This is a genomic window from Polyangium fumosum (assembly GCF_005144585.1).
Taxonomy (GTDB): Bacteria; Myxococcota_A; Polyangia; order Polyangiales; family Polyangiaceae; genus Polyangium; species Polyangium fumosum.
The window spans coordinates 88625-108438 of sequence record NZ_SSMQ01000017.1 but is presented as its reverse complement, the minus strand read 5'-3'; the positions used below and the strand labels follow the sequence as shown (position 1 = coordinate 108438).

General features: G+C 68.6%; 16 protein-coding genes. 9 read left to right on the top strand and 7 right to left on the bottom strand.

Annotated elements, in window-relative coordinates; genetic code table 11:
* The first annotated feature begins 451 nt into the window (after positions 1-451).
* The gene (locus E8A74_RS18235) at positions 452-2179 is read left to right on the top strand and encodes a sigma-70 family RNA polymerase sigma factor (protein WP_170229211.1); all 1728 of its coding nucleotides are present in this window, start codon (positions 452-454) and stop codon (positions 2177-2179) included.
* Positions 2180-2330: 151 nt separating this feature from the next.
* Here E8A74_RS18235 and dacB read toward each other — a convergent pair whose 3' ends face one another.
* Positions 2331-3854 carry a D-alanyl-D-alanine carboxypeptidase/D-alanyl-D-alanine endopeptidase gene (gene dacB, locus E8A74_RS18230; RefSeq protein ID WP_136930295.1) on the bottom strand — a complete coding sequence of 508 codons (1524 nt, stop codon included), beginning with the start codon at positions 3852-3854 and terminating at the stop codon, positions 2331-2333.
* 134 nt (positions 3855-3988) lie between these two features.
* On the opposite strand from dacB, the gene E8A74_RS18225 reads away from it, so the two are divergent.
* Together E8A74_RS18225 and E8A74_RS18220 are read left to right on the top strand one after the other, a co-directional pair.
* Positions 3989-4522: a hypothetical protein gene (locus E8A74_RS18225; RefSeq protein WP_136930294.1), complete on the top strand. Its 534-nt coding sequence runs from the start codon at positions 3989-3991 to the stop codon at positions 4520-4522.
* 8 nt (positions 4523-4530) lie between these two features.
* Complete coding sequence (locus E8A74_RS18220; RefSeq protein ID WP_136930293.1) at positions 4531-5025, top strand: hypothetical protein; 495 nt, start codon at positions 4531-4533, stop codon at positions 5023-5025.
* Here the strand turns inward: E8A74_RS18220 and E8A74_RS18215 are convergent.
* Positions 5022-5930 (bottom strand): fumarylacetoacetate hydrolase family protein, encoded by a 909-nt coding sequence (locus E8A74_RS18215; protein ID WP_136930292.1) that lies wholly within the window; start codon positions 5928-5930, stop codon positions 5022-5024. The two genes, E8A74_RS18220 and E8A74_RS18215, sit on opposite strands and share 4 nt — an antisense overlap.
* A gap of 315 nt (positions 5931-6245) precedes the next feature.
* Between E8A74_RS18215 and E8A74_RS18210 the strand changes: the two genes are divergently transcribed.
* Positions 6246-7937 (top strand): CTP synthase, encoded by a 1692-nt coding sequence (locus E8A74_RS18210; RefSeq protein ID WP_136930291.1) that lies wholly within the window; start codon positions 6246-6248, stop codon positions 7935-7937.
* Here the strand turns inward: E8A74_RS18210 and E8A74_RS18205 are convergent.
* Positions 7930-8796, bottom strand: coding sequence for an acyl-CoA desaturase (locus E8A74_RS18205; RefSeq protein ID WP_211365391.1), 867 nt, complete (start codon positions 8794-8796; stop codon positions 7930-7932). The two genes, E8A74_RS18210 and E8A74_RS18205, sit on opposite strands and share 8 nt — an antisense overlap.
* A gap of 265 nt (positions 8797-9061) precedes the next feature.
* On the opposite strand from E8A74_RS18205, the gene E8A74_RS18200 reads away from it, so the two are divergent.
* Positions 9062-9709, top strand: coding sequence for a CBS domain-containing protein (locus E8A74_RS18200; protein ID WP_170229210.1), 648 nt, complete (start codon positions 9062-9064; stop codon positions 9707-9709).
* 12 nt (positions 9710-9721) lie between these two features.
* Here the strand turns inward: E8A74_RS18200 and E8A74_RS18195 are convergent, their stop codons facing one another.
* Positions 9722-10657, bottom strand: coding sequence for a diacylglycerol/lipid kinase family protein (locus E8A74_RS18195; protein ID WP_136930288.1), 936 nt, complete (start codon positions 10655-10657; stop codon positions 9722-9724).
* A 190-nt stretch (positions 10658-10847) separates the two neighbouring features.
* On the opposite strand from E8A74_RS18195, the gene E8A74_RS18190 reads away from it, so the two are divergent.
* On the top strand, positions 10848-12179 hold the full coding sequence (locus tag E8A74_RS18190) for a HEAT repeat domain-containing protein (RefSeq protein ID WP_136930287.1): 1332 nt from the start codon (positions 10848-10850) through the stop codon (positions 12177-12179).
* A 12-nt stretch (positions 12180-12191) separates the two neighbouring features.
* Here the strand turns inward: E8A74_RS18190 and E8A74_RS18185 are convergent, their stop codons facing one another.
* From E8A74_RS18185 to E8A74_RS18175, 3 genes are read right to left on the bottom strand one after another with little or no spacing between them, the layout of a single operon-like run.
* Positions 12192-14282, bottom strand: a complete 2091-nt coding sequence (locus E8A74_RS18185; RefSeq protein WP_136930286.1) for a DUF6029 family protein — start codon at positions 14280-14282, stop codon at positions 12192-12194.
* 34 nt (positions 14283-14316) lie between these two features.
* Positions 14317-14844 (bottom strand): peroxiredoxin family protein, encoded by a 528-nt coding sequence (locus E8A74_RS18180; RefSeq protein WP_136930285.1) that lies wholly within the window; start codon positions 14842-14844, stop codon positions 14317-14319.
* Between the two features lie 58 nt (positions 14845-14902).
* Positions 14903-15613 (bottom strand): TlpA family protein disulfide reductase, encoded by a 711-nt coding sequence (locus E8A74_RS18175; protein WP_136930284.1) that lies wholly within the window; start codon positions 15611-15613, stop codon positions 14903-14905.
* A 187-nt stretch (positions 15614-15800) separates the two neighbouring features.
* On the opposite strand from E8A74_RS18175, the gene E8A74_RS18170 reads away from it, so the two are divergent.
* The 3 genes from E8A74_RS18170 to E8A74_RS18160 all read left to right on the top strand — a co-directional run bounded on the left by E8A74_RS18170 (position 15801) and on the right by E8A74_RS18160 (position 19806).
* Complete coding sequence (locus E8A74_RS18170; protein WP_136930283.1) at positions 15801-17126, top strand: hypothetical protein; 1326 nt, start codon at positions 15801-15803, stop codon at positions 17124-17126.
* 215 nt (positions 17127-17341) lie between these two features.
* The gene (locus E8A74_RS18165; RefSeq protein ID WP_136930282.1) at positions 17342-18520 is read left to right on the top strand and encodes a hypothetical protein; all 1179 of its coding nucleotides are present in this window, start codon (positions 17342-17344) and stop codon (positions 18518-18520) included.
* 176 nt (positions 18521-18696) lie between these two features.
* Positions 18697-19806, top strand: coding sequence for an Mrp/NBP35 family ATP-binding protein (locus tag E8A74_RS18160; protein ID WP_136930281.1), 1110 nt, complete (start codon positions 18697-18699; stop codon positions 19804-19806).
* The last annotated feature ends 8 nt before the right edge of the window (positions 19807-19814 follow it).

Below are 19814 nucleotides of genomic sequence, written 5' to 3'. Positions count from 1 at the left end.
GGGAGCACACCGCCATCGAGGCAGTCCATCGCCCACCGCCTCGCATGACGGGGAGCCGGCCTCCCTGCATGCCTCGTCGGAGGATGCTCCTAGCATGCCGACCGGCGGAAGGCCCGACCCGGGACCGGGAAATTCGGGAACATACACCGATGACGGCATGAAATTTGCAGAATTCATCGAGAAGACGAGCGATCCAGTCTCCAGCATTGCATCCGTGAACGGCGGCCCGAGCCAGCCGATTTCTTCTCGGAGAGGATCCACCGGAATCAAACCGCACAATCCCCCGTTCAGCCCCCTATCGGGCAGCGGGAACAAGGGCCCAGCCATGGCGAGCTTCGAAACCCCGACGAGCCCGGACCGATCCCTCCTTGACCCGGCCGAGAGCTTCCACTCTCGAAAGGGTGATTCCGAAGAAGTGAACGAAAAACCCTCCACCGCAACGAAGAGCAAGATGAGCACGTCGACCGCCCGCCGCCCCGATGCCAACCGCCCCTCCACCAAGGCCGCGATGACGGGCTCCACGACGCGCACCGCCTCGGCCCCCAAGCCCGCCCGCGGGAGCGCGCCCGGCCGCCGCGGTGCCGCCGTCGCGAACGCGCGCCCGGTTCGTCGCAGCGGAACGATCGAGCGCCGGCCGAAGGGCCAGGAGCCCGAGCAAACGCAGGCGCCGGTCGATGACGAGGCGCTCCTCGACGACGCGCGCAGCAAGACGCCCGCCACGCCGCTCGCCAAGGAGCCGCTCGCCGCGTCGGACATCGACATCGGCATGCTGGATGACGAAGGCGCGGCCGCGGAAGAGGCTGCCGCCATCCGCCCGCGGCCCGAGATGCACGATCCGGAGCCGACGACGGCCGAGTTCATCGACCTCGAGTTCACGCCGCTGAGCCGGCCGGATTCTCCCCGGACCAACGCGGACCGCGAGCTCAAGGACATCGAGGAGGGCGGCGGGGACTCCATGCTCGCGCGGTATTTCCGCGACATGGCGCTGCACCCGGTCATGGGCCCCGAGGAGGAGCTCGAGACCGCGCGTGCCGTCGAGCGCACGGAGATCGATCACTGGGTCGCGTTGCTCTCGTACCTGCCCGCGGCCGAGTTCGTGCTCGACGCGCTCGCCGAGGACGTGGCGAAGGCGGGCGAGGACGAGGTGAAGGCGCCGCAGATCGAAGAGCTGCAGAAGCTCGTAAAGATCGCGAAGAAGCAGAAGTACAAGCTCGCGCCGGAGCACGAGAAGGCTTGGAGCCAGCTCACGAACGAGCTCGCGACCGTGATCCGCCTGCCGGACTCCGACCGCCTCTGGATGTCGCGCGCCAGCAGCATCGCGCGGGATCTCGTGCGCGAGCCGGACTTCGAGGAGGACACGATCGCCGACACGGAGGAAGGCGCGCCGATCCGGCCGCCGCGCCCGACGCTGCCGATGTCGCCGTCGTACAAGCGTTACCTCGATCGGGTCGAGAAGACGTTCCAGGCCCAGCACGACGCGAAGAACCGGTTCGTCAAGGCGAACCTCCGTCTCGTCGTGTCGATCGCGCGCCGCTACAACCGCGGCCGGTTGCCGCTGATCGACCTCATCCAGGAGGGCAACATCGGCCTCATGAAGGCGGTCGAGCGCTTCGATCACAACCGCGGCTACCGCTTCTCGACGTACGCGTCGTGGTGGATCCGGCACGCGATCAGCCGCGCCCTCGCCGACAAGGGCCGCGCGGTTCGCATCCCGGTGCACATGCTCGACACGTACAACCGCGTCGCCCGCGCGACCCAGGCGATCATCGCGCGCACGGGCCACGAGCCGACGATCGAGGAGCTCGAGAAGGAGACCGGCGTTCCGCGCGAGAAGCTCGACAAGGTGAAGGACTTCTACGCCGAGACGCCGTTCTCCCTCGATCGCCCGGTCGGCGACGAGGATGGGCGCAAGTTCATCGACTTCCTCCAGGAGGAGAACGCGCTCTCGCCGTTCGATCACCTGGCGAACCGCAAGTGGAGCGACGAAGTCCGGCGGCTGCTCACCACGCTGACGCCGATCGAGTCGCGCATCATCCGCTGGCGTTTCGGCCTCGACGACGAGGACGAGCTCACGCTCAAGGAGATCGGTGACAAGTACAACCTGTCGCGCGAGCGCATCCGCCAGCTCCAGGAGCAGGCGCTCGTGAAGATCCGCAAGCAGATGCGCGACTACTACTGAGGTTCGGCGGGGCAACCCCCCGCACAATCCGCCCCACCGAAGGCCACGTGGAAAAACCCTCCACGTGGCCTTTGGCTTTCGAGGGGGTATGACATTCGTGTCATACACGCACGGCACGGCGTGCGCGATCTGAGCAAGCGATGCTCTCGAGCTACCGGTCCTTCCAGAGGGCGCGCGCGGCCGCCTCGACGACCTTGTCGATCCCGCCACGCGCTTGGCCGACCTTGTCGGGAATGCCGTTCACGTAAATGGAGAACGCGAGCGGCGCGCGGCCCGGAGGCCCGAGCACGTAGCCGGAGAGCGATGCGACGGCGTTCAAGGTGCCGGTCTTGGCGCGGACGATGCCGCGATCCCCGAGGTTCTTGAAGCGCCCGCGGAGCGTGCCGTCGACGCCGCCGACCGCGAGGTGCGCGAGGAACTCGGGGCCCATGGTCACGTCGCGATACGCGGCGCGGAGGAGCGCGGTGGTGCCGAGCGGCGTGATGCGGTTCGCGTCGAAGAGGCCCGAGCCGTTTTTCACGACCATCCCCTCCTCGAACGCGCCGATTTCCTTGAGGTAAGCGGTGATGACCTCGGCCGCGCCCTCGGCCGTGCCCGGGCGCGCCTTCTTCTCGGCACCGACGGCCTTGAAGATCATCTCGGCGTAGAAGTTGTCGCTGTCCTTCCCGAGCAGCGCGAGCAGCTCGCCGAGCGGGCGGGATCGATGCGACGCGAGCAGGCGCTTTTCCTTGGCGCCGCCGAGCTTCACGGGTCCCTCGACCTCGATGCCCGCCGACGCGAGGACCGCGCGCAGCGCATGACCCGGCACGAGGCGCGGATCGTCGAGGCGCCGCCGAACACGCACGACACGCGAGTTCTCGGGCAGATGACCGCCCACGCGCGCGACGAGGCGATCTCCCTTCGGCGAGAGCTCGAGCGTGATCTTCTCCGGATCTCCCTTCTTCGTCGTCCGCACCGTCCCGACGACGTCCACGAACCCGAGCGGATCAACGCGCACCTGCGCGTCCTTGCCCTTCTCCGCCGCGCGCACCGAGAGCGTCACCGTGTTCTCGTCGAGCGCGACCGCGGAGACCGGCGCGCGGAACGGCGCCCATTCGTTCGGCTGCTCCTCGAACGCCGGCGGCACGAAGCGATCGTCGAAGTAACTCTGGTCGACGACGATCGCGCCCACGCGCCGCACGCCCGCGGTCACGAGCTCGCGCACCATGGGCCAGAGCGCCCCGCCGTCGAGCGAAGGATCCCCCTGCCCGCGCAGGACGAGCTCCGGGACACGATCGCCGTCGAGCTTGCCGTAGAGGCCCGTCACGAAACGATGCCCCGGCCCGAGCAGGCGCAGCGCCGCAGCGGCCGTCACGAGCTTCGCGTTCGATGCAGGGTTGAAGGTTGCATGCCCATCGCGCGCGGCGACCGTCTCGCCTGTGCCCACGTCGACGACGGCGACGCCGACGGTCCCGCCCCAGCCCTTTACGTCCGTCGCGAGCTTCTCCATTGCTTGCAGGATCGGCCCTGCCTCGATCGACGCGCGCGGGCGCGCCGGGGCGTCTCCGCTCGGGCGCTCTGCCTGCGCCTGCGCCGGGCTCGCGGCGGGGCTCGGGACCTCCGAGCGCGCCGAGGCGGTGAGGGCGAGGAGCGCGAGGCCGGCGAGCGTGGGGCGGAGACGGCTGCCTTGGTGCATGGGAGCTTCCTACAACGTCCGGGTCGGGCGCGCGCATCCGACGACAGCAGTCGTGGGCTTTCATTGTGCGGACAGCGCGAGACCTTGCTAGGGTCGAGTCAAACTCGATCCTCTCTTTGGGACCGGAGAAGACCGTGGCTCTTCGCACCTCGACCTCGCACCTCACCCTGGGGCTCTTGACCTCCCTCCTGCTCGTGGCCTGCGGCGGCGCTCAGCCGAAGCAAGCCGGCGACGACTCCACGTGGGAAAAACCGCCGGCAAAGGCCACCGACGAGAGCAGCGCGAAGGGCGAACCTCCGTCCGGCGACACCGGCGAGGATACGAAGTGGACCGGCTCGTCCGAGCCGGCGAAGCTCAACGAGGATCAGATCAAGCAGATGGAAATCGCGCTGAAGCGTGGCCAGTCGAAGGCCGCGAACTGCGCGACCGTCGTCGAGAACGGCCCCACGGGCGAGGGCCCGGTGTCGGTCACGTTCGACGGCAAGATCGGTAAGATCACCGATGTCGAGGTCGGCGCACCGTTCGCGGGCACGCCGGTCGAGCAGTGCATCAAGCGCTCGTTCATCGGCGAGTATTGCCTGCCCTTCGATGGGGATCCGAAAGTCGTGAAGTACACGGTGAACCTGCCCGCGAAGGCCGCCCCGGCGACGCCGCCGAAGAAGAAGTGACGAGCGGAATGAAGCGCGCCTCGATCCTCGTCACGCTCGCGCTCCTGCTCGGCTCGTCGCAGAGCTTCGCCGAGGAGACGGATGAAGCCCCGGCGCCGCGGTATCCGCCGTCGTCGGTGCGGCCGAAGCTCATCGGCGGCGGGCTCGCGATCACGGCGATCGCCTACGGCGTCGGCTTCGTGGCCGCGACGAGCTGGCCCGACGCGCCGGGCGCGGAGTCCTTGAAGATCCCGATCGTCGGGCCGTGGATGGCGATCGCCGAGAACAAGTGCGGAGATCCCACGGCAACCGATTGCTCCGGATCGATCTGGATACGCGGACTTCTGACGGGGCTCGGCGGACTCGCGCAGATCGGCGGGCTCGCGCTCATCGCCGAGGGGATCATCATGAAGACCGAGGCGGTCGCGCCGAAGCCCGCGGAGGCGGAGCAGAGCGCGTTCCTCATGCCGGTGCCGATCGTGGCGCCGAACATGACCGGGCTCGGGCTCGTCGGTCGGTTCTAGCTCTTCACGCGACGAAACGGCGGCGGCGCGGGCCCACGCACGGGCCGCGCTGCGACCTTTCCGAGACGATCCACCGCGACTTCGAGCGTCGCGCCAAAGGTGAGGCCGAGGCGCCGCGCGGCCTCGCTGCCGCCTTCGATCGGTGGAGCACCAACGATATCGCCCGGCAGCAGCGTGACGTGGCGGCTGACGAAGGCGAGCGACTCGGCGAACGAGAGCGCCGGCGCCGCGGGACGCGCGAGCTCTTCGATCACGCCGCCCACGCGCAGACGCACGCGCGCGTCGTCGAGCGCGCCGGCTTCGTCCTTCGTGACGAGCACCGGGCCGAGCGTCGCCGCGAAGTCCCGCGCGCGCAAAACTCCGCTCGTTCGCTCCTGTTGTCGCGCGACCCAGCCGAGCAGGATCGTGAAGCCGAGGATCGCTCGCTCGGCTTCGTCTACGGTCGCGGCGCGGAGCTCGTCGCCAAGCAGCGCCGCGATCGAGATCTCGACGTCGGGCCGCAGCTCGGTCGGCGGGAAGGCGACCGATTCTTGGTGCCCCAACAATCCGCGCGGGTTGCCGAGGTGGTAGCGAGGCTCTTCGCCGTCGGCCGTGCCGACGAGCTGCACGAAGAGCGCGCGCTCGGGCAAACAAGGCGGGAGCCAGAGCAATGCGTCGGGCCAGAGCCTCGCTTCCGTGGGGCGATTGCCGGCGCAGAGTCCATCGTCCAGGACATCGAGGCCCGCGCCGCCGACGGAGAAGACGCGCGTGAAAAAATCTTCGGCGACGGACAAGCCCTCGTCCTCGTCGAGGAGCAGCCCTTCACGCATCCGCTCGAGCTCGGCGACGTCGTAGAGGCAGCCGTCACGTTCGAGCGCGATCCGCGGGACCGGCGAGGACGGAAGGAGGACACGGGCAAGACGCATGGGCAGGGCGCCTCGGCACCAGGATCGCCCACGTTAGCATCCCTCGTCGGGTGCGTCGCGGCTTTCACGCGGGAAAAAGGCTGTTATTTCTTCGGCGGCTCGCGCGTTGACGCGCCACCCTGGACGCCTAGACTGCGCCCTGGTTGACGCTTGGGGCGTCACTTCCATCGAGCGGAGTGATGCATCCCCAAACCCCCGTACGTACTCAGGCAGCGTGTTTGCCCCAAGCGGGCAAAGTTGCCCGACAGCGTACGGAAAAACCAACCGAGCGCGGCTCGGAAGAGATGCGCCCACGCGGGGCCGGAGCGGCGGTTCATGAGCAAGCGGACCAAATTCGTCTTCGTCACGGGTGGGGTGGTTTCCTCGATCGGCAAGGGCCTCGGCGCCGCCTCCATCGGCGCGCTGATGGAGGCGCGTGGCCTGCGCGTCACCCACATCAAGCTCGATCCGTACATCAACGTCGATCCCGGGACGATGTCGCCGTACCAGCACGGCGAGGTCTTCGTGACCGATGACGGCGCGGAGACCGACCTCGACCTCGGCCACTACGAGCGCTTCACGCTCGCGCGCATGACGCGCCAGAACAACTTCACGACCGGACGCGTGTACGAGTCGGTCATCTCGAAGGAGCGTCGCGGCGAGTACCTCGGCGCCACCGTGCAGGTGATTCCGCACGTGACCGACGAGATCAAGCACCGCGTCCGCGCGGCCGCCGAGGGAGTGGACATCGCCATCGTCGAGATCGGCGGGACCGTCGGCGACATCGAGTCGCTGCCCTTCCTCGAAGCGATCCGTCAGCTCAAGGTCGAGTGCGGAAGCCAGAACGCGGTCAGCGTGCACGTGACGCTCGTGCCCTTCATCGCGACCGCGGGCGAGCTCAAGACGAAGCCCACGCAGCACGCCGTGAAGGAGATGCGCGAGATCGGCATCCAGCCGGACATCCTGCTCTGCCGTTGCGACCGGCCGCTCTCGCGCGGCATGAAGGAGAAGATATCGCTCTTCTCGAACGTCGAGGTCGACTGCGTGATCGCGGCGGTCGACGTCGGGTGTATCTACGAGCTGCCGATCGTGCTGCACGCCGAGGGCATCGACGAGAAGATCGCCGAGAAGCTCAACATCTGGGCGAGGCAGCCGGATCTCTCGCAGTGGCACTGGGTGGTCGAGCGCTTCAAGCGCCCCACGCGCGGCACGGTGAAGATCGGCGTCGTCGGCAAGTACGTGCACCTGCGCGACGCCTACAAGTCGCTGCACGAGGCGCTCGTGCACGGCGGCCTGCACAACGACGTGCGCGTCGACCTCGAGTACATCGACTCGGAGCAGATCGAGCAGAAGGGCGCGGCGGAGCTGCTCGGCGCGCTCGACGCGATCCTCGTGCCCGGCGGCTTCGGCGACCGCGGCACCGAGGGGAAGATCGAGGCGATCCGCTACGCGCGCGAGCAGAAGGTGCCGTTCTTCGGCATCTGCCTCGGCATGCAGCTCGCCGTGGTCGAGTTCGCGCGGCACATCTGCGGGCTCCACGGCGCGAACTCGGCCGAGTTCGATCGCAACGCGGCCCATCCGGTCATCGACCTGATGCCCGACCAGAAGGGCGTGCTCGACAAGGGCGGCACGATGCGGCTCGGCGCGTATCCGTGTGTCCTCGAGCGTGGCTCGGTCGCGGCCGAGGCGTACGGCGCGACGTCGATCAGCGAGCGTCATCGTCATCGGTACGAGGTGTCGAACAAGTACCGCGACGCGCTCGCGCAGGGCGGCCTCGTGCTCTCGGGGACGTCGCCGGACCAGCGCCTCGTGGAGATGGTCGAGCTCCGGGATCACCCCTACTTCCTGGGCTGCCAGTTCCACCCGGAGTTCAAGAGCCGCCCGCAGGCGGCGCATCCGCTCTTCTCGCGTTTCGTGCGCGCCGCCGTCGAGCGTCAGCGTGAGCAACGCAAGCCGCGGACGGAGAGCGTCAGCGGGGCGCAAGGCACGCTGCCCGGCCCCGCCAAGAGCTCGTCCACCGTCAACTGACGCGCGTCGCCGTGCGAGCGAGCGAAGGCGCGACGTCGTCCTCGCTCGTCGTCTCCTTGCCGAGCAGGAGCGGCGCGCGCTCGCCCACCTCCGCGATGAGATCCTTGCGCAGGATGCGCTCGGGCGGACGGCGCAGATCCCACACGATGCCGAGCTTCTCGAGCGCGCGGAGCACGTAGAAGCTGATGTCGATCTCCCACCAGAAGAAGCCCTGGTTCGCGCTCGACATGTAGTGGTGGTGGTTGTTGTGCCAGCCCTCGCCGAGCGTGAGGAGCGCGAGGAACGCGTTGTTGCGGCTCGTGTCCTTCGTCGCGTACCGGCGTGATCCCCACACGTGCGCGAGCGAGTTGATCGTGAACGTCGCGTGCATGAGCACGACCGTCGAGGCGACGTAGCCCCACAAGAAGCCGTCGAAGCCGAAGGGGATCGTGACCGCGGCGATGAGCGCGGCCGATCCGATCACGTGGTAACGATCGAGCCAGCGGAGCTCGGGATATCCGGCGAGATCAGGGACCAGATCGAGCCGCGTCTCCTGGTGGTCTTTGCCCATCCACCAGCCGAGGTGGGCGTACCAGAAGCCGCGTCGCAGGGGGCTGTGCACGTCGCGCTCGGTGTCGGAGTGCTTGTGGTGAACGCGGTGCGCCGCGGCCCACCAGAGCGGCCCCTTCTGCACGGCCGTCGTGCCGAGGAACGCGAGCACGAGCTGGAAGAGCCGGCTCGTCTTGAAGCTGCGGTGCGAGAAGTAGCGATGGTACGCGGCCGTGATCGCGAACATGCGCACGAGGTAGGTCGCAGCGGCGAGCGCGACGAGGCGCCACGTCGGACCACGCACGAGCGCGATGACGAGGCCCACGTGCATCGCGACGAGCGCGGCCACGTGGGAGAGCTCGGACAGCGACCATTTCGAGGCGGCGACGACCGTGATGGAGGGCTTTGAATCCGGGACGTCCATTTGCACGAGGCCGACTGTCACATGCGCTCTTCAGCCGTCGCCCTGCGTCCCGTCACGATTCGGTCATGCACACGCGTGGCTCGCGAGATGCACACGTGACGCGTGGTGCAGCGCGTCGCGCGTCATCACGTTGTGCAGTGCGCACGGCGCGCGCGGGAACAAGGAGGATCGCGTGAAGGTGCGAGAGATCATGAGCGCGCCCGTCAGCACGCTCGAGCTCGGCGACAACATCCTGTTCGCGGAAGAGCTCATGACCGTCGAGCGCATACGTCACCTGCCCGTGCTGGATGGCGACGTGCTCGTGGGCCTCTTGTCGCACCGCGACATCCTGGAAGCCACGGGCCGCGTCCTCGAGAAGCTGCCGGCGGACGACGCGGCCGAGGCGAAGCGGAAGACGTGCGTCCGCCATGTGATGCGTGGCTCCGTCGACACGATCGGGCCGGACGACGACGCGGCGGACGCAGCGGACGTCATGCTCACGCAGAAGATCGGCTGCTTGCCCGTGGTGGACGAAGACGATCGGCTGCTCGGCATCGTGACCGACACGGACTTCATGGCGATGGCGCGAGACGCGCTTCGCGCCGGGAAGATCACGCAAGCTGCGAAGCGGCCGGCCGCGCGGGCGCCCGCGAGGGCGAGGACGAGGCCGTCGCTCGCGACGGGGACGACGAAGGCTGCGGCGACGAAGACAACTCGAAGCGCGAAGACCATCGCGCCGAAGAAGGGGATGGCGACGAAGATCGTGCCGAAGCTCTCCGTAAAGGCGCAGGCGCGGAAGGGTGCGGCCACGAGGAAGGCTCCGACGCGTCGGAGTGCGTGACGGCCGCGCGGATCAGAACGTGACGACGTCGATGGACGGGCCCGCGGAGACCGTGACCTCCGAGGCGCGCAGCACGTCGCCGTCGAGCACGTAGGGCCCTTCGGGGGAGAAGCGCACGACGAACGAGCGCGCGAGATCATCAAAAGCGCCCGCGCCACCGATGGGCTTTCCGAGGAGGACGAGCGGCGCGCGCGGGCCAAGCGAGCGTGGAGGCAGAGGGCTCGCGACGAGGTGCGGGCGATCGAGGTCTTCGCCCGCGCGGTGGTTGACGCGCATGCCGAGGCCGAGGTCACGCACGACGGAGGCGCACACGAGCGACCAGCGATCGGAGCCGAGGCGATGCCCGTCGACCTCGATCGTGCACGGCATGGGCGTGAGCACCTGCTGTGCATACGGGCCGTCGACGAACGACTCGACGAAGATCCGACCGGCGATCCGCGCCGCGCCGCCGTACCCGCGCGCGCCGTCCGCGTAGTAGAGGTCGAAGAACCGCGCGACGAGGCCGGTGCCGAAGATGAAGCCGATGCGCGTCGTCTCCGCGCCCTCGCGCGCCTCACGCACGCGCAGCGTGGCCCTGCGCCGGGAGGCGAGCGTGCGGGAGGCGAAGAGCCGCGCGAGCAGCCGCGTCGGATCCCCCTGCATGCCGAAGTTCCGCGCGACGGTCGCGACGGTGCCGCCGGGCAGGAGCGCGAGCCGCGGAAGCGAGGCCTCGCCGAAGGCCCGCGCGAGCGCCGTGACGCCGGCCATGAAGCTGCCGTCGCCGCCGGAGAGGATCACGAGGTCTGTGCCGCGCGCCGCGATCCGCGCGCAGACGGCGTCGAGCTCGTCGACCTGCGTGGTGGGATGAACCTCGGCGACACCTGCGCAGATGCGCCTCACGTCGTCGAGGAGGGAGGGCCGCCGGCGGTAGAGGCGAGCCGTGATGTTGGCGATGACGTCGAAACGCATGAACCGAAGGCCCTCGCGACGCCGAGGCCTGTAGGGGCGCGGACGCGATGGGCGTGTTCGGGAGACAAAAGAGCCACCCGAAGCGCGCAGGGTGACGCACCGGAGGCGCGGGGGAAAGGGCCGAGCGCGCGCGGGCCACGGAAGCCTTTGCGAGCAGGAGCGAGGTCAGGTAGCTCGAAAGGAACGCCCGATGATCGCTCGCCGCACGAACCTCCCACGCGCCCTTGGAAGTCTCCTCGTCCTCGCTCTCGCCGCAGGCTGCGGCGGAGGCCCGGCGCTGCGCGCCGCGGAGCAAGGCGATCTCGGCGGAGCGCGGCGCGTGCTCGCGTCCGGCGCCGCGCAGGAGGCCGTCGGCGAGGCCGAGGCGCGGCGCATCGCGCGTGTCGTGCTCGAACAAGAGGTGAAGGCCGCGAAGGGGGACGCCGGCGTGAGCAAGCTCCGGGAGCTACCGTCCTGCGCCGAAGGGCTCGACGACGTGCTCGAAGCGCGCGCCGCGGACAGCGACGAGGTCGCGGCGATCGCAGCGCTCATCCGCTTCGATGCGCGCCTCTGGGATCGCGACGATCTCGCAGAGGCAGCGCGCGCAGCACTCGCGTCGAAGGGCGCATCGAGCGCGTGGCGCGCCGTGGAGGCGCGTGGGCTCGTCGCGTACGCGGACGGCACGCAGCGCAGGAGCCTGTTCACCGACGGGGACCAGGCCGTGCGTCTCGCGGCGCTCAAGGCCGCCTTCGACGCGTTCGATCCGAACGACACCGAGGCGCTGCTCGAAGCGGCGCGGCTCGATCCGCACCCGCCCGCGCGTTTGCAGGCGATCGACGCGGTCGGCAACCTCGGCGGCGAGCGCGTCGTGCTCGCGCTGAAGGATCTCTTCGTGAAGGCCGACGAGGACGAGCGGGTCGCGATCGTGGGCGCGTGGTCCTCGGCGCGCGCGCTGGACGCGGGCGGGCGAGCGCAGCTCGTGCGCGTGTCGCAGGCCGAACGAGGCTTGCCGCAGATCGCGGCAGCGGCCGTGCTCGTCCGTCAGCCCGGGCCCGGCGCGGAGGACGCAGCGGGCATCCTCGCGCGGTCGATCGAGACGGGCTCGACGCGCGAGCGGGTGTTCGCGATCCACGCGGCGACGCTCGCCACGCCGAGCGTGCGCGAGGCCCTCGTGAAAGCTCGGAGCGACGCGGACGAAGACGTCGCGATCGCGGCGCTCGGCCGTGGCCTGGAGATGGCGCCGGCCGAGGGCGAGGGCGCGAAGCCGAAGGAGCGCGCCGAGATCACGCAGAAGCTGCTCGGCATCGCGAAGGGCAAGGGCATCCGCGCGTTGCTCGCGAAAGCGGCGCTCGCGCGTGCGGGTGCGCGCGAGGTGCTCCCGCTCCTCACGGAGGACGCGCGCTCGACGAGCGAGCAGGCGCGCAAGGCCGCGGGCACGTCGCTCGTGGCGCTCGGCGAGCTCGGGCGCGCCGCGCTGCTCGCGGTCGATGCCGACCCGCGCGTGCGCACGGGCGTCGCGTGCGCGATGCTCCGGGCAAAATAACGGTTTGTCCGGCTAGAACCGGGAGACGACCTCGAGCCGCGCGCCTTCGAAGGGTGGGAAGAGGCGGCAGACGCCGGAGACGCAGCGGATCGCGCCGCGCCGCTGCCCGACGAAGAGGTTCACGGTGTTCACGAGCCGCGAGGCCCACGAGTCCGTGCTCCCGGATCGGTATGTGAGGCCGCCGCTCAGGTAGTGGCAAAGCACGACCTTGAACTCGTCGGCACCGGCGAGCTCGGGCTGGCAGCCGGGGCGCGTCGAGTACTCGTAGCCGAAGACCGCCGAGAGGTGCGGCGACCAGTGGAGCGCCGTGTAGTTCTCGCCCTCGTTCCACACCCGACCGTGCGTCGCGGGCAGGTAGCGGTTCCGGTGAAACCCTTGGAGCTGCAACGAAAACGGGCCCTTGATGTGCTTGACGAGGTCGTAGCGGATGTAGCCCTCGTAATAGAGGACGTCCGTCTCGCCCGGCGCTCGCGTGCCGAGCGTGGGCACCGCGCGCTCCGCGATACGCGCGCCGATCCAGGCACGCGCGTGCGATTTGCCCTGCTCGCGGCTCATGTCGATGCCCACGGCCGTGTCCCACGTGTCCGTGCGGAACTGGTCGTCCATCGACTGACAGAGGTCGTTCGTAGGCACCTCGGTCCAGCTCCGGTAACGACCGAGCCAGCCGTAGACCGACGTGTGCTCGTCGTACTTGAAGTTCGCCGTCGCGCGGCCGCCGGTCATGCACACGTTCGGCGACTCGATCGGCTCGATGTAGATCGGCTCCGCCGTCGGCGGCGCGCTGTAGGCGACGACGCTGTACTCGGGGGCGCTGTAGCCCGGCGTCGTCACGTCGATGTTCGAACCGAGCGGGAAGAATTTTCGGTTGTGTTTGCCCTCCAAGGAAAGCTGGAGTTTCCCGAGGCCGAAGTTCGCGTTCGCGTATACCGCGTACCCCGACACGTCCGCTTGCCGCTCTGTCGCCGCGCCTTGCGCGTCGATCGCGCCCACGTGCCCGTCGCGGAGCTGCTGCCCCGCGACCTCCACGTAAAGGTCGCCGATCCCCGCGATCGACGGCACGTTCACCGATCCGCTGAACGTCCGAATCTGGTTGTGCGAGCGGCCTCCGGGCAGGACCGTGAACTCGGGGAACTGCGCGTAGCAGTGATCCACGCACGTCGAGTCGCCCGTCGCGCAGGCGCTCCTGCACGCGAGGTTCTCCTCGGTGAAGGATTTGCGCACCAGCACCGACGCGTTCGCGGCGAACTGGACGGCGTCGATCCCGCCTTCGACGCGGCCGCCGAAGATCGTGTCCTCGAGGTAACTCGGCCTCGCCTCGGCGACGATCGGCTGCCCGTTGATGGCGTACGTCGTCGCGGGCTTTGCGTCCGGAAAGCCGAAAAACAAGGGGGATCCTGCGCCGTGCAGGCGCCGGCCGCTCACCTCGTCGAAGCGCAGCGGGTTCATCTGCCCCGCGAGCAGCGTGGCGCCGATCCGCGCCGGCCCGAGCTTCTTGTCGAAGACCACCTTGCCGCCGCGGATCGTCGTGTCGATCGCGAGCTCGTCGATCTTGCGCACGCTGAGCACGAGGCCACGGCCGAGCTGCGCGTAGAAATCGCCGATCGTGATGTCGAGGCCCGGCTGGTTGTATCCGACGTAGAGTTTGGCCGGGTAGATGCTGTTCAGAAACCGCGTGTTCAGCTCGTTGTAGAAGCGGTTCGCATAGTCGATCGTTTGCGGGACCTGGGCGTTCGGATCCGCCTGCTTCACCGCGTCGATCTGGCGCTGCGCGATCACCTGCGCCTCGGTCCGCTTCGTCGTCAGGTAGTAGAGCGCCGAGTCGAGCCGCACGCCGACGCGGAAGCGCCACCACGTCGCCTGCACGTTCAGGCGGTTGATCCACTCGCCGTAGTCGTCGTCGACGATCGGCCGCGGGTTGAACGCCCTTGGATCGTGGTTGCGATTGTCCCAGCGATAGTCGACGACCGTGGTGTTGGTGACGTCGAGCCCGATCGGCTCACCCGCCGGCCCGGGCAGGTCGAGCGCGCGCGCGGCGGGCGCGATCGCGAGGCTTCCGAGGGTGACGGCCAGCGCAGCAGCGGCGCGACGCGAGGAAGATCTCACGCGCGCCTTCTACCATGACGTGCGCGGCGCCCGATCACTCCGCGAGGGCCTTCTCGACCTCGACAGTGAGCGTTTTCTCGTCACCCGCGGTGTATCCACCACGCTTGTGCACGATCGAACCGTCCTTGCTGATCAGCACCGTGAAGGGCAGCTCGCGCTTCGGATTGTAGCGGGCCGTCACCACGGTCTCCTCGTCGAGCAGGACGGGGAAGACCATGTCCTTCGAGCGCACCACGCTGCTCACCTGTGCACGCGACTCCGGCCCGTCGGCGGAGACGGCGAGCACGACGAAGCCGCGATCCTTGTGCTTTTTGTAAAGATCGACGAGGTGCGGCATCTCGATCATGCAGGGGTCACAGGTGGTCGACCAGAAGTCGATGAGCACCACGCTGTTCCCCTTGTAGTCGGAGAGCCGGACCTGCTTGCCGTCGAGCGACGGCAGCGTGAAGTCGGGTGCCGTCGCGCCGCCGCCGGCCTTCGCGGAGGGCATTTCGCCGCCACACGAGCTGAGGAGAAGGCCGGCGAGCGCCGCGCCGAGGACGTGTGCTTTTTGCGCGTTCATCCGCACATCATGCCGCAAAGGCGGAGAGGCGGCACGCGCGCAAAAGCAGGCGAGAGGGCTACAACGTCCCTGCGATGACCTTCTCGAAGGTCTTCCAGTACGTCGCAGGAGGCGGACCGGCGTACGTCTGAACGATCGCCATCGTCCGCGTGTCGATGATGATGTTCGCCGGGAACGAATCGCTCTCCCATAACGCCGCGAGCTTGCCGCCCGGATCGGTCACCGACGGGTAGTCGATGGCGAACTTCTTCACCCACTTCGTCAGATCCTCGGGCGTCGCCGGCGAGCCGGAGATTCCCTCCGCGAGCGCGAGGAGGAACTCGCCGCCGATCGGGTTGTACTCCGCGCGCAGGCCCGGGAGGACCTCGGCCGCCTCATACTGGCAAGGGCCGCACCACGAAGCAGAGATGATGATCGCGAGCGCCTTCGGCTTCGGCGTGCCCGCAGGGAACACGGAGTTTTCCGGAAAAACCCCGTCGCCCGTCGGATTGTAGAACTCCGCAAAGGAGATGAATCGCACGCCCTCGCCGATCTTTTCCTTCGCGTTCGGAAAACCGATCAGCTCGTAATTCTGCGCTATCGAGCCCTTGCTGATGCCGAAGGGACCTGCGGGATACGGGAGCGCCCACGATCCACGCGGGAGTTGCCCCGTTTGATCTGGGAACCCCGGTGTCACGTTGCCATCGCCCTCGTCACCGCCGCAGCCGATCAAACCGAAAGCTGCCGTCAGACCGAGAACCAAGCACCGAAAGAGCACGTCGTTTCGCATGATGCCACCGCGCCTGGAATGAGGTAGGTCGGAATGGTCCTCGCGGGGGTTCAGGGCGTCAAGCACCCTCCTTGCAAAAGGCCTCGCCCGGACCGGATCCGTTCCCAGGCAAGATGCGTGGAACACGGCACCGTCCCATGCATACCCACACCCGCGGAGGGACGGCCCTCCAAGGTTCGAGGCCATCATGCAGCATTCTCCTGTTCTCCGTTCACGGCAGCCGCGCCTTCGTTTTGCCGCCGCCCTCTCGCTCCTCTCCCTCCTCTTTGGTGGCGCGCTCGGCGCCTGCTCCGAAGAGGAGGTGGTGCCGTTCTGCTTCGGCGGCTTCGTCACCGCAGACGGCAAATGCGAGGGGAAGTGCACCCCCGACAAGTGCCTGCCCGGCAACACGTGCGTGGAGAACCGCTGCGTCCTCGAGTGCGCGGGTCACGCCGATTGCCTCGCCGACGGCACGCAAGACTGCGCGCCCGCGGTCGAGGACGACACGAAGCGTGAAATGTTCTCCTGCCAGCCGAACGAGAAGCCCTTCGGCTTCGGCTTCAAATGCCCCTTCGGCGACGAGTGCAGCAAGACCCTCTCCTGCCCGCAGACGGGATCGCCCTGCTTCCTCGATCAGTGCGGCGGCGCGCCCGACACCTGCAAGCTCGACGAGACCTACTGCTACGGACGTGCGAACTGCCTCGTCGGCAAGTGCCCCGACAACACGCCCTGCACGGTGCTCGCGTGCGCGCCGGGCGAGTGCACGGCGCCGCTCTCCTGCCTCTCGGCCGCCGAGGGGGACGCCGATGCTTTCTGCACCAAGCAAGATTGCCAGAGCGACGCCGAGTGCCCCGGCGGCTTCTACTGCGGCACGACCCGCGAGGCGCGCGCGCTCTGCGGCAGCATGAACCCGTCGAAGGGCAACAACGGCCTCTGCGGTCAGTCGAGCGACCCGTGCATCGAGCCGACCTCGCTCGGGCAGGGCAACACGATGTTCGAGGGACAGCTCTGTGTACTCCGGAAGACGTGCGTCCAGCGCGACACGTGCGCCCCGTGCAACACTGATCTCGACTGTTCACAGATCCCGAACAGCCACTGCATCTCGCTCCCGGACGACACCACGAAGCGCTGCGCCTCCGGGTGCGTGAAGGACGCCGACTGCGGGCGCGCGTTCGAGTGCAAGCCCGTGAGCGATGCCGCGCCGGACGGACCGAAGGCGTGCTTCCACCGCTTCGGCGCCTGCGTCGGCGAGGGCAAATACTGCGAGCCCTGCGTGACCGACGAGGACTGCGGCTCGCTCACCGGCCTCTCCGTCTGCTTCCAGGCCACCGACGGCAGCCGCGGTTGTGTCGACCTCAGCACCTCGAACGGGCCTTGCACGTCGAACAACGACTGCCCGCTCTCGCCGAGCGGCAAGCGCGCCGAGTGCGACCTCAACCCAGGTTCGCAGAACTACCAGAAGTGCCAGCTCTTCCCCTACACGCTCGCCAACCCGGCGAACCCGAACCAGGGCGGCGAGTCGAGCTGCTGGTAACAGGAGCTGGTCACTTCTGATCTCGATCGATCTTTTGCCGCGCAAAGACTTTCGCCACGCGCGGCACGTCTCTTTCGCACCCTCCCGCCGTGATCCGGGGATTCCGCGAGGGACCCGGGGATGGACGGGAGGGTGCTCCGAGCGCACTTCGCATGGCGCAGAAGGTGCACGTGCGCTTCAACGTACCCACCACTTCTTCCAAAGGAGAGCTTCGCATGTCGCAGAAAAACAAGTGGATCCGCCTCGTCGCCGCGCCTGCCTTCGTGCTCGGAGTCGGCCTCACCGCCGGCCTCGGTTGCAGCGACATCGCCGACATCGCCGAGGGATGTGACGAGTTCCGCGCCGACGCGCAGTGGGGCGCGAACCTCGACATCGACTTCCGCGTCAAGTCGTTCATGAGCGCCTCGGGCGCGTTCGTCACGCTCGCCGACAAGATGATCGCCGACGTCACCGCGGCCTGCCAGGGCATCGCCAAGGCGACGAATCGCGACGAAACGAAGTGGTCGTCGCTCGAAGGCTCGGCTCGCCTCGAGGCCGTGTGCAAGGAGGCCGAGCTCGGCTTCGACGAGGTGATCAAGGCCAACGCGAACGTGCAGCTCGTCGCGCTCGTCGAGGGCGGCAAGTGCGAGGCGAGCCTCGATGCCTCCGCCGAGTGCAACGCGCGCTGCGACGTGAGCGGCAAGTGCACGCCGGCGCAGCTCGAAGCCAAGTGCGAGCCCGGCAAGCTCGCGGGCACGTGCAAGGCCGAGTGCAAGGGCGCCTGTACGGCCGACGTCGGCGCCACGGTCGAGTGCCGGGGCTCGTGCAGCGCCGTCTGCAACGGCAAATGCGACGGCCAGTGCTCCACGGGCGACGCGAACAACTGCAACGGCCGCTGCGACGGCACGTGCGAGGGTACCTGCTCGGGTGCGTGCGAGCTCGAAGCCAACGCCGCCGTGCAGTGCGACGGCACCTGCCGCGGCGAGTGCTCCGTCGAGTTCGAGGCCCCGCACTGCGAGGGCAAGATCACGCCGCCCGAGTGCGAGCTCGACGCCGACTGCCAGGCGAGCTGCAACGCGCAGGTCCAGGCGAACGCGTCGTGCACGCCGCCCAAGGTCACGATCGAGCTCGCGGGCGGCGCCACCGCCGATCTCGAAGCGCTCGCGGCTGCGCTCGAAGAGCACCTGCCGAAGCTCATCGTGAACGGCATCGAGCGTGGTCAGGCCGCGCTCGACGCCGGCCAGGTCCTCGTCGAGGTCGGCGGGAACCTGGAGGGCGCGCTCACGTCGAGCGGCAAGGCCTTCGTCTGCGCCACGCAGGCGGCGACCGCCTCGCTCAACGCGAGCGTCGAGGTGAAGGTCTCCGTCGAGGCGAGCGCCAGCGTCGGCGGCAAGGCTGCCGGCTCCGTCAACTGAGCGCCTGATCGACGCGCCGCCCGGCCGCTCTTCGCGCCGGGCGGCGCGTTTTCTTTTTGTTTCGCCCCGGCCGTTTTTCCCGGCGGCAGCGCGCACCTGTGACGGCGGAACGGGTTGACGACACCCGTGGCTGGTCCTAACAGACCGGCTGCCCCGCGCCTGCCCCGAAGGAAATCATGGCAATCACGGTCGAATCCGCGAAAACCGCGCTCGGAAGGGTCGAGGACCCCGAGCTGTCTCGCCCCCTCGCCGACGTCGGCATGCTGGGAGACGTCATCGTCGAAGGCGACGACGTCACCGTCGTCCTCACGCTCACGACGCCGGCGTGCCCGTACAAGGATCGGCTCCAGGACGACGTGACGGCGGCGCTCAAGGCCGCGGGCGCCGCGAACGTGACGATTCGTTGGACCTCAAACGTCCCGGAGCGCAACATCATGGCCGACGATCCTTGCCCGGGCGTGAAGAACATCGTGCTCGTGATGAGCGGCAAAGGCGGCGTCGGAAAGAGCACGGTCGCCGCGAACCTGACGCTCGCGTTGAACCGCCTCGGCTGCCGCGTGGGCCTGCTCGACGCCGACATGTACGGGCCCAGCGTGCCCACGATGCTCGGCGTGATGGGCCGGCCGACCTCGTCGGACGGGCAGCGCTTCCTCCCGCTCGAGCGCTTCGGCGTGAAGCTCATGTCGATCGGCTTCTTGCTCGAAGACGCGCGCCAAGCCGTCGTGTGGCGCGGGCCGATGATCCAGAACGCGCTGCTCCAGTTCATGAAGGACGTCGACTGGGGCACGCTCGACTACCTCATCCTCGACCTGCCTCCCGGCACGGGCGACATCGTGCTCACGATCTCGCAAAAGCTGCGCACCACGGGCGCCGTCGTCGTGACGACGCCGCAGGAGGTCGCGCTCCAGGACGTTTACAAATCGGTCTCGATGGCCCAGAAGGTGGGCATCCCCATCCTCGGCGTCGTCGAGAACGAGAGTTATTTCATCTGTGACGGTTGCTCCGCGCGTCACGAGCTCTTCGGCTCGGGCGGCGGCCAGAAGATCGCCGAGTTCGCGGGCGCCCCGCTGCTCGGCCAGATCCCGCTCGATCCTTCGGTGCGGGAGTGGGGCGACGCAGGTACGCCCGTCGTGCAGGCGGCGCCCGACAGCTCGGTCGGCCGAGCGTTCCTCGAGGTGGCGCAGCGGCTGGCGGCCAAGGTGAGCGTGCAAGACCTCGGTCGCGGGGGCTCCCTCCGCATCGACCGTAGCGGTGGTCAGCAGCGGTTTTTACCCATCGTACGTTGAAAAAGCGT

Excerpts from the sequence above, each read along its gene's own strand:
- E8A74_RS18235 (WP_170229211.1), top strand. The coding sequence starts at position 452 with ATGAGCACGTCGACCGCCCGCCGCCCCGATGCCAACCGCCCCTCCACC.
- dacB (WP_136930295.1), bottom strand. The coding sequence starts at position 3,854 with ATGCACCAAGGCAGCCGTCTCCGCCCCACGCTCGCCGGCCTCGCGCTC.
- E8A74_RS18220 (WP_136930293.1), top strand. The coding sequence starts at position 4,531 with ATGAAGCGCGCCTCGATCCTCGTCACGCTCGCGCTCCTGCTCGGCTCG.
- E8A74_RS18215 (WP_136930292.1), bottom strand. The coding sequence starts at position 5,930 with ATGCGTCTTGCCCGTGTCCTCCTTCCGTCCTCGCCGGTCCCGCGGATC.
- E8A74_RS18210 (WP_136930291.1), top strand. The coding sequence starts at position 6,246 with ATGAGCAAGCGGACCAAATTCGTCTTCGTCACGGGTGGGGTGGTTTCC.
- E8A74_RS18205 (WP_211365391.1), bottom strand. The coding sequence starts at position 8,796 with ATGCACGTGGGCCTCGTCATCGCGCTCGTGCGTGGTCCGACGTGGCGC.
- E8A74_RS18195 (WP_136930288.1), bottom strand. The coding sequence starts at position 10,657 with ATGCGTTTCGACGTCATCGCCAACATCACGGCTCGCCTCTACCGCCGG.
- E8A74_RS18190 (WP_136930287.1), top strand. The coding sequence starts at position 10,848 with ATGATCGCTCGCCGCACGAACCTCCCACGCGCCCTTGGAAGTCTCCTC.
- E8A74_RS18180 (WP_136930285.1), bottom strand. The coding sequence starts at position 14,844 with ATGAACGCGCAAAAAGCACACGTCCTCGGCGCGGCGCTCGCCGGCCTT.
- E8A74_RS18175 (WP_136930284.1), bottom strand. The coding sequence starts at position 15,613 with ATGCGAAACGACGTGCTCTTTCGGTGCTTGGTTCTCGGTCTGACGGCA.
- E8A74_RS18170 (WP_136930283.1), top strand. The coding sequence starts at position 15,801 with ATGCAGCATTCTCCTGTTCTCCGTTCACGGCAGCCGCGCCTTCGTTTT.
- E8A74_RS18165 (WP_136930282.1), top strand. The coding sequence starts at position 17,342 with ATGTCGCAGAAAAACAAGTGGATCCGCCTCGTCGCCGCGCCTGCCTTC.
- E8A74_RS18160 (WP_136930281.1), top strand. The coding sequence starts at position 18,697 with ATGGCAATCACGGTCGAATCCGCGAAAACCGCGCTCGGAAGGGTCGAG.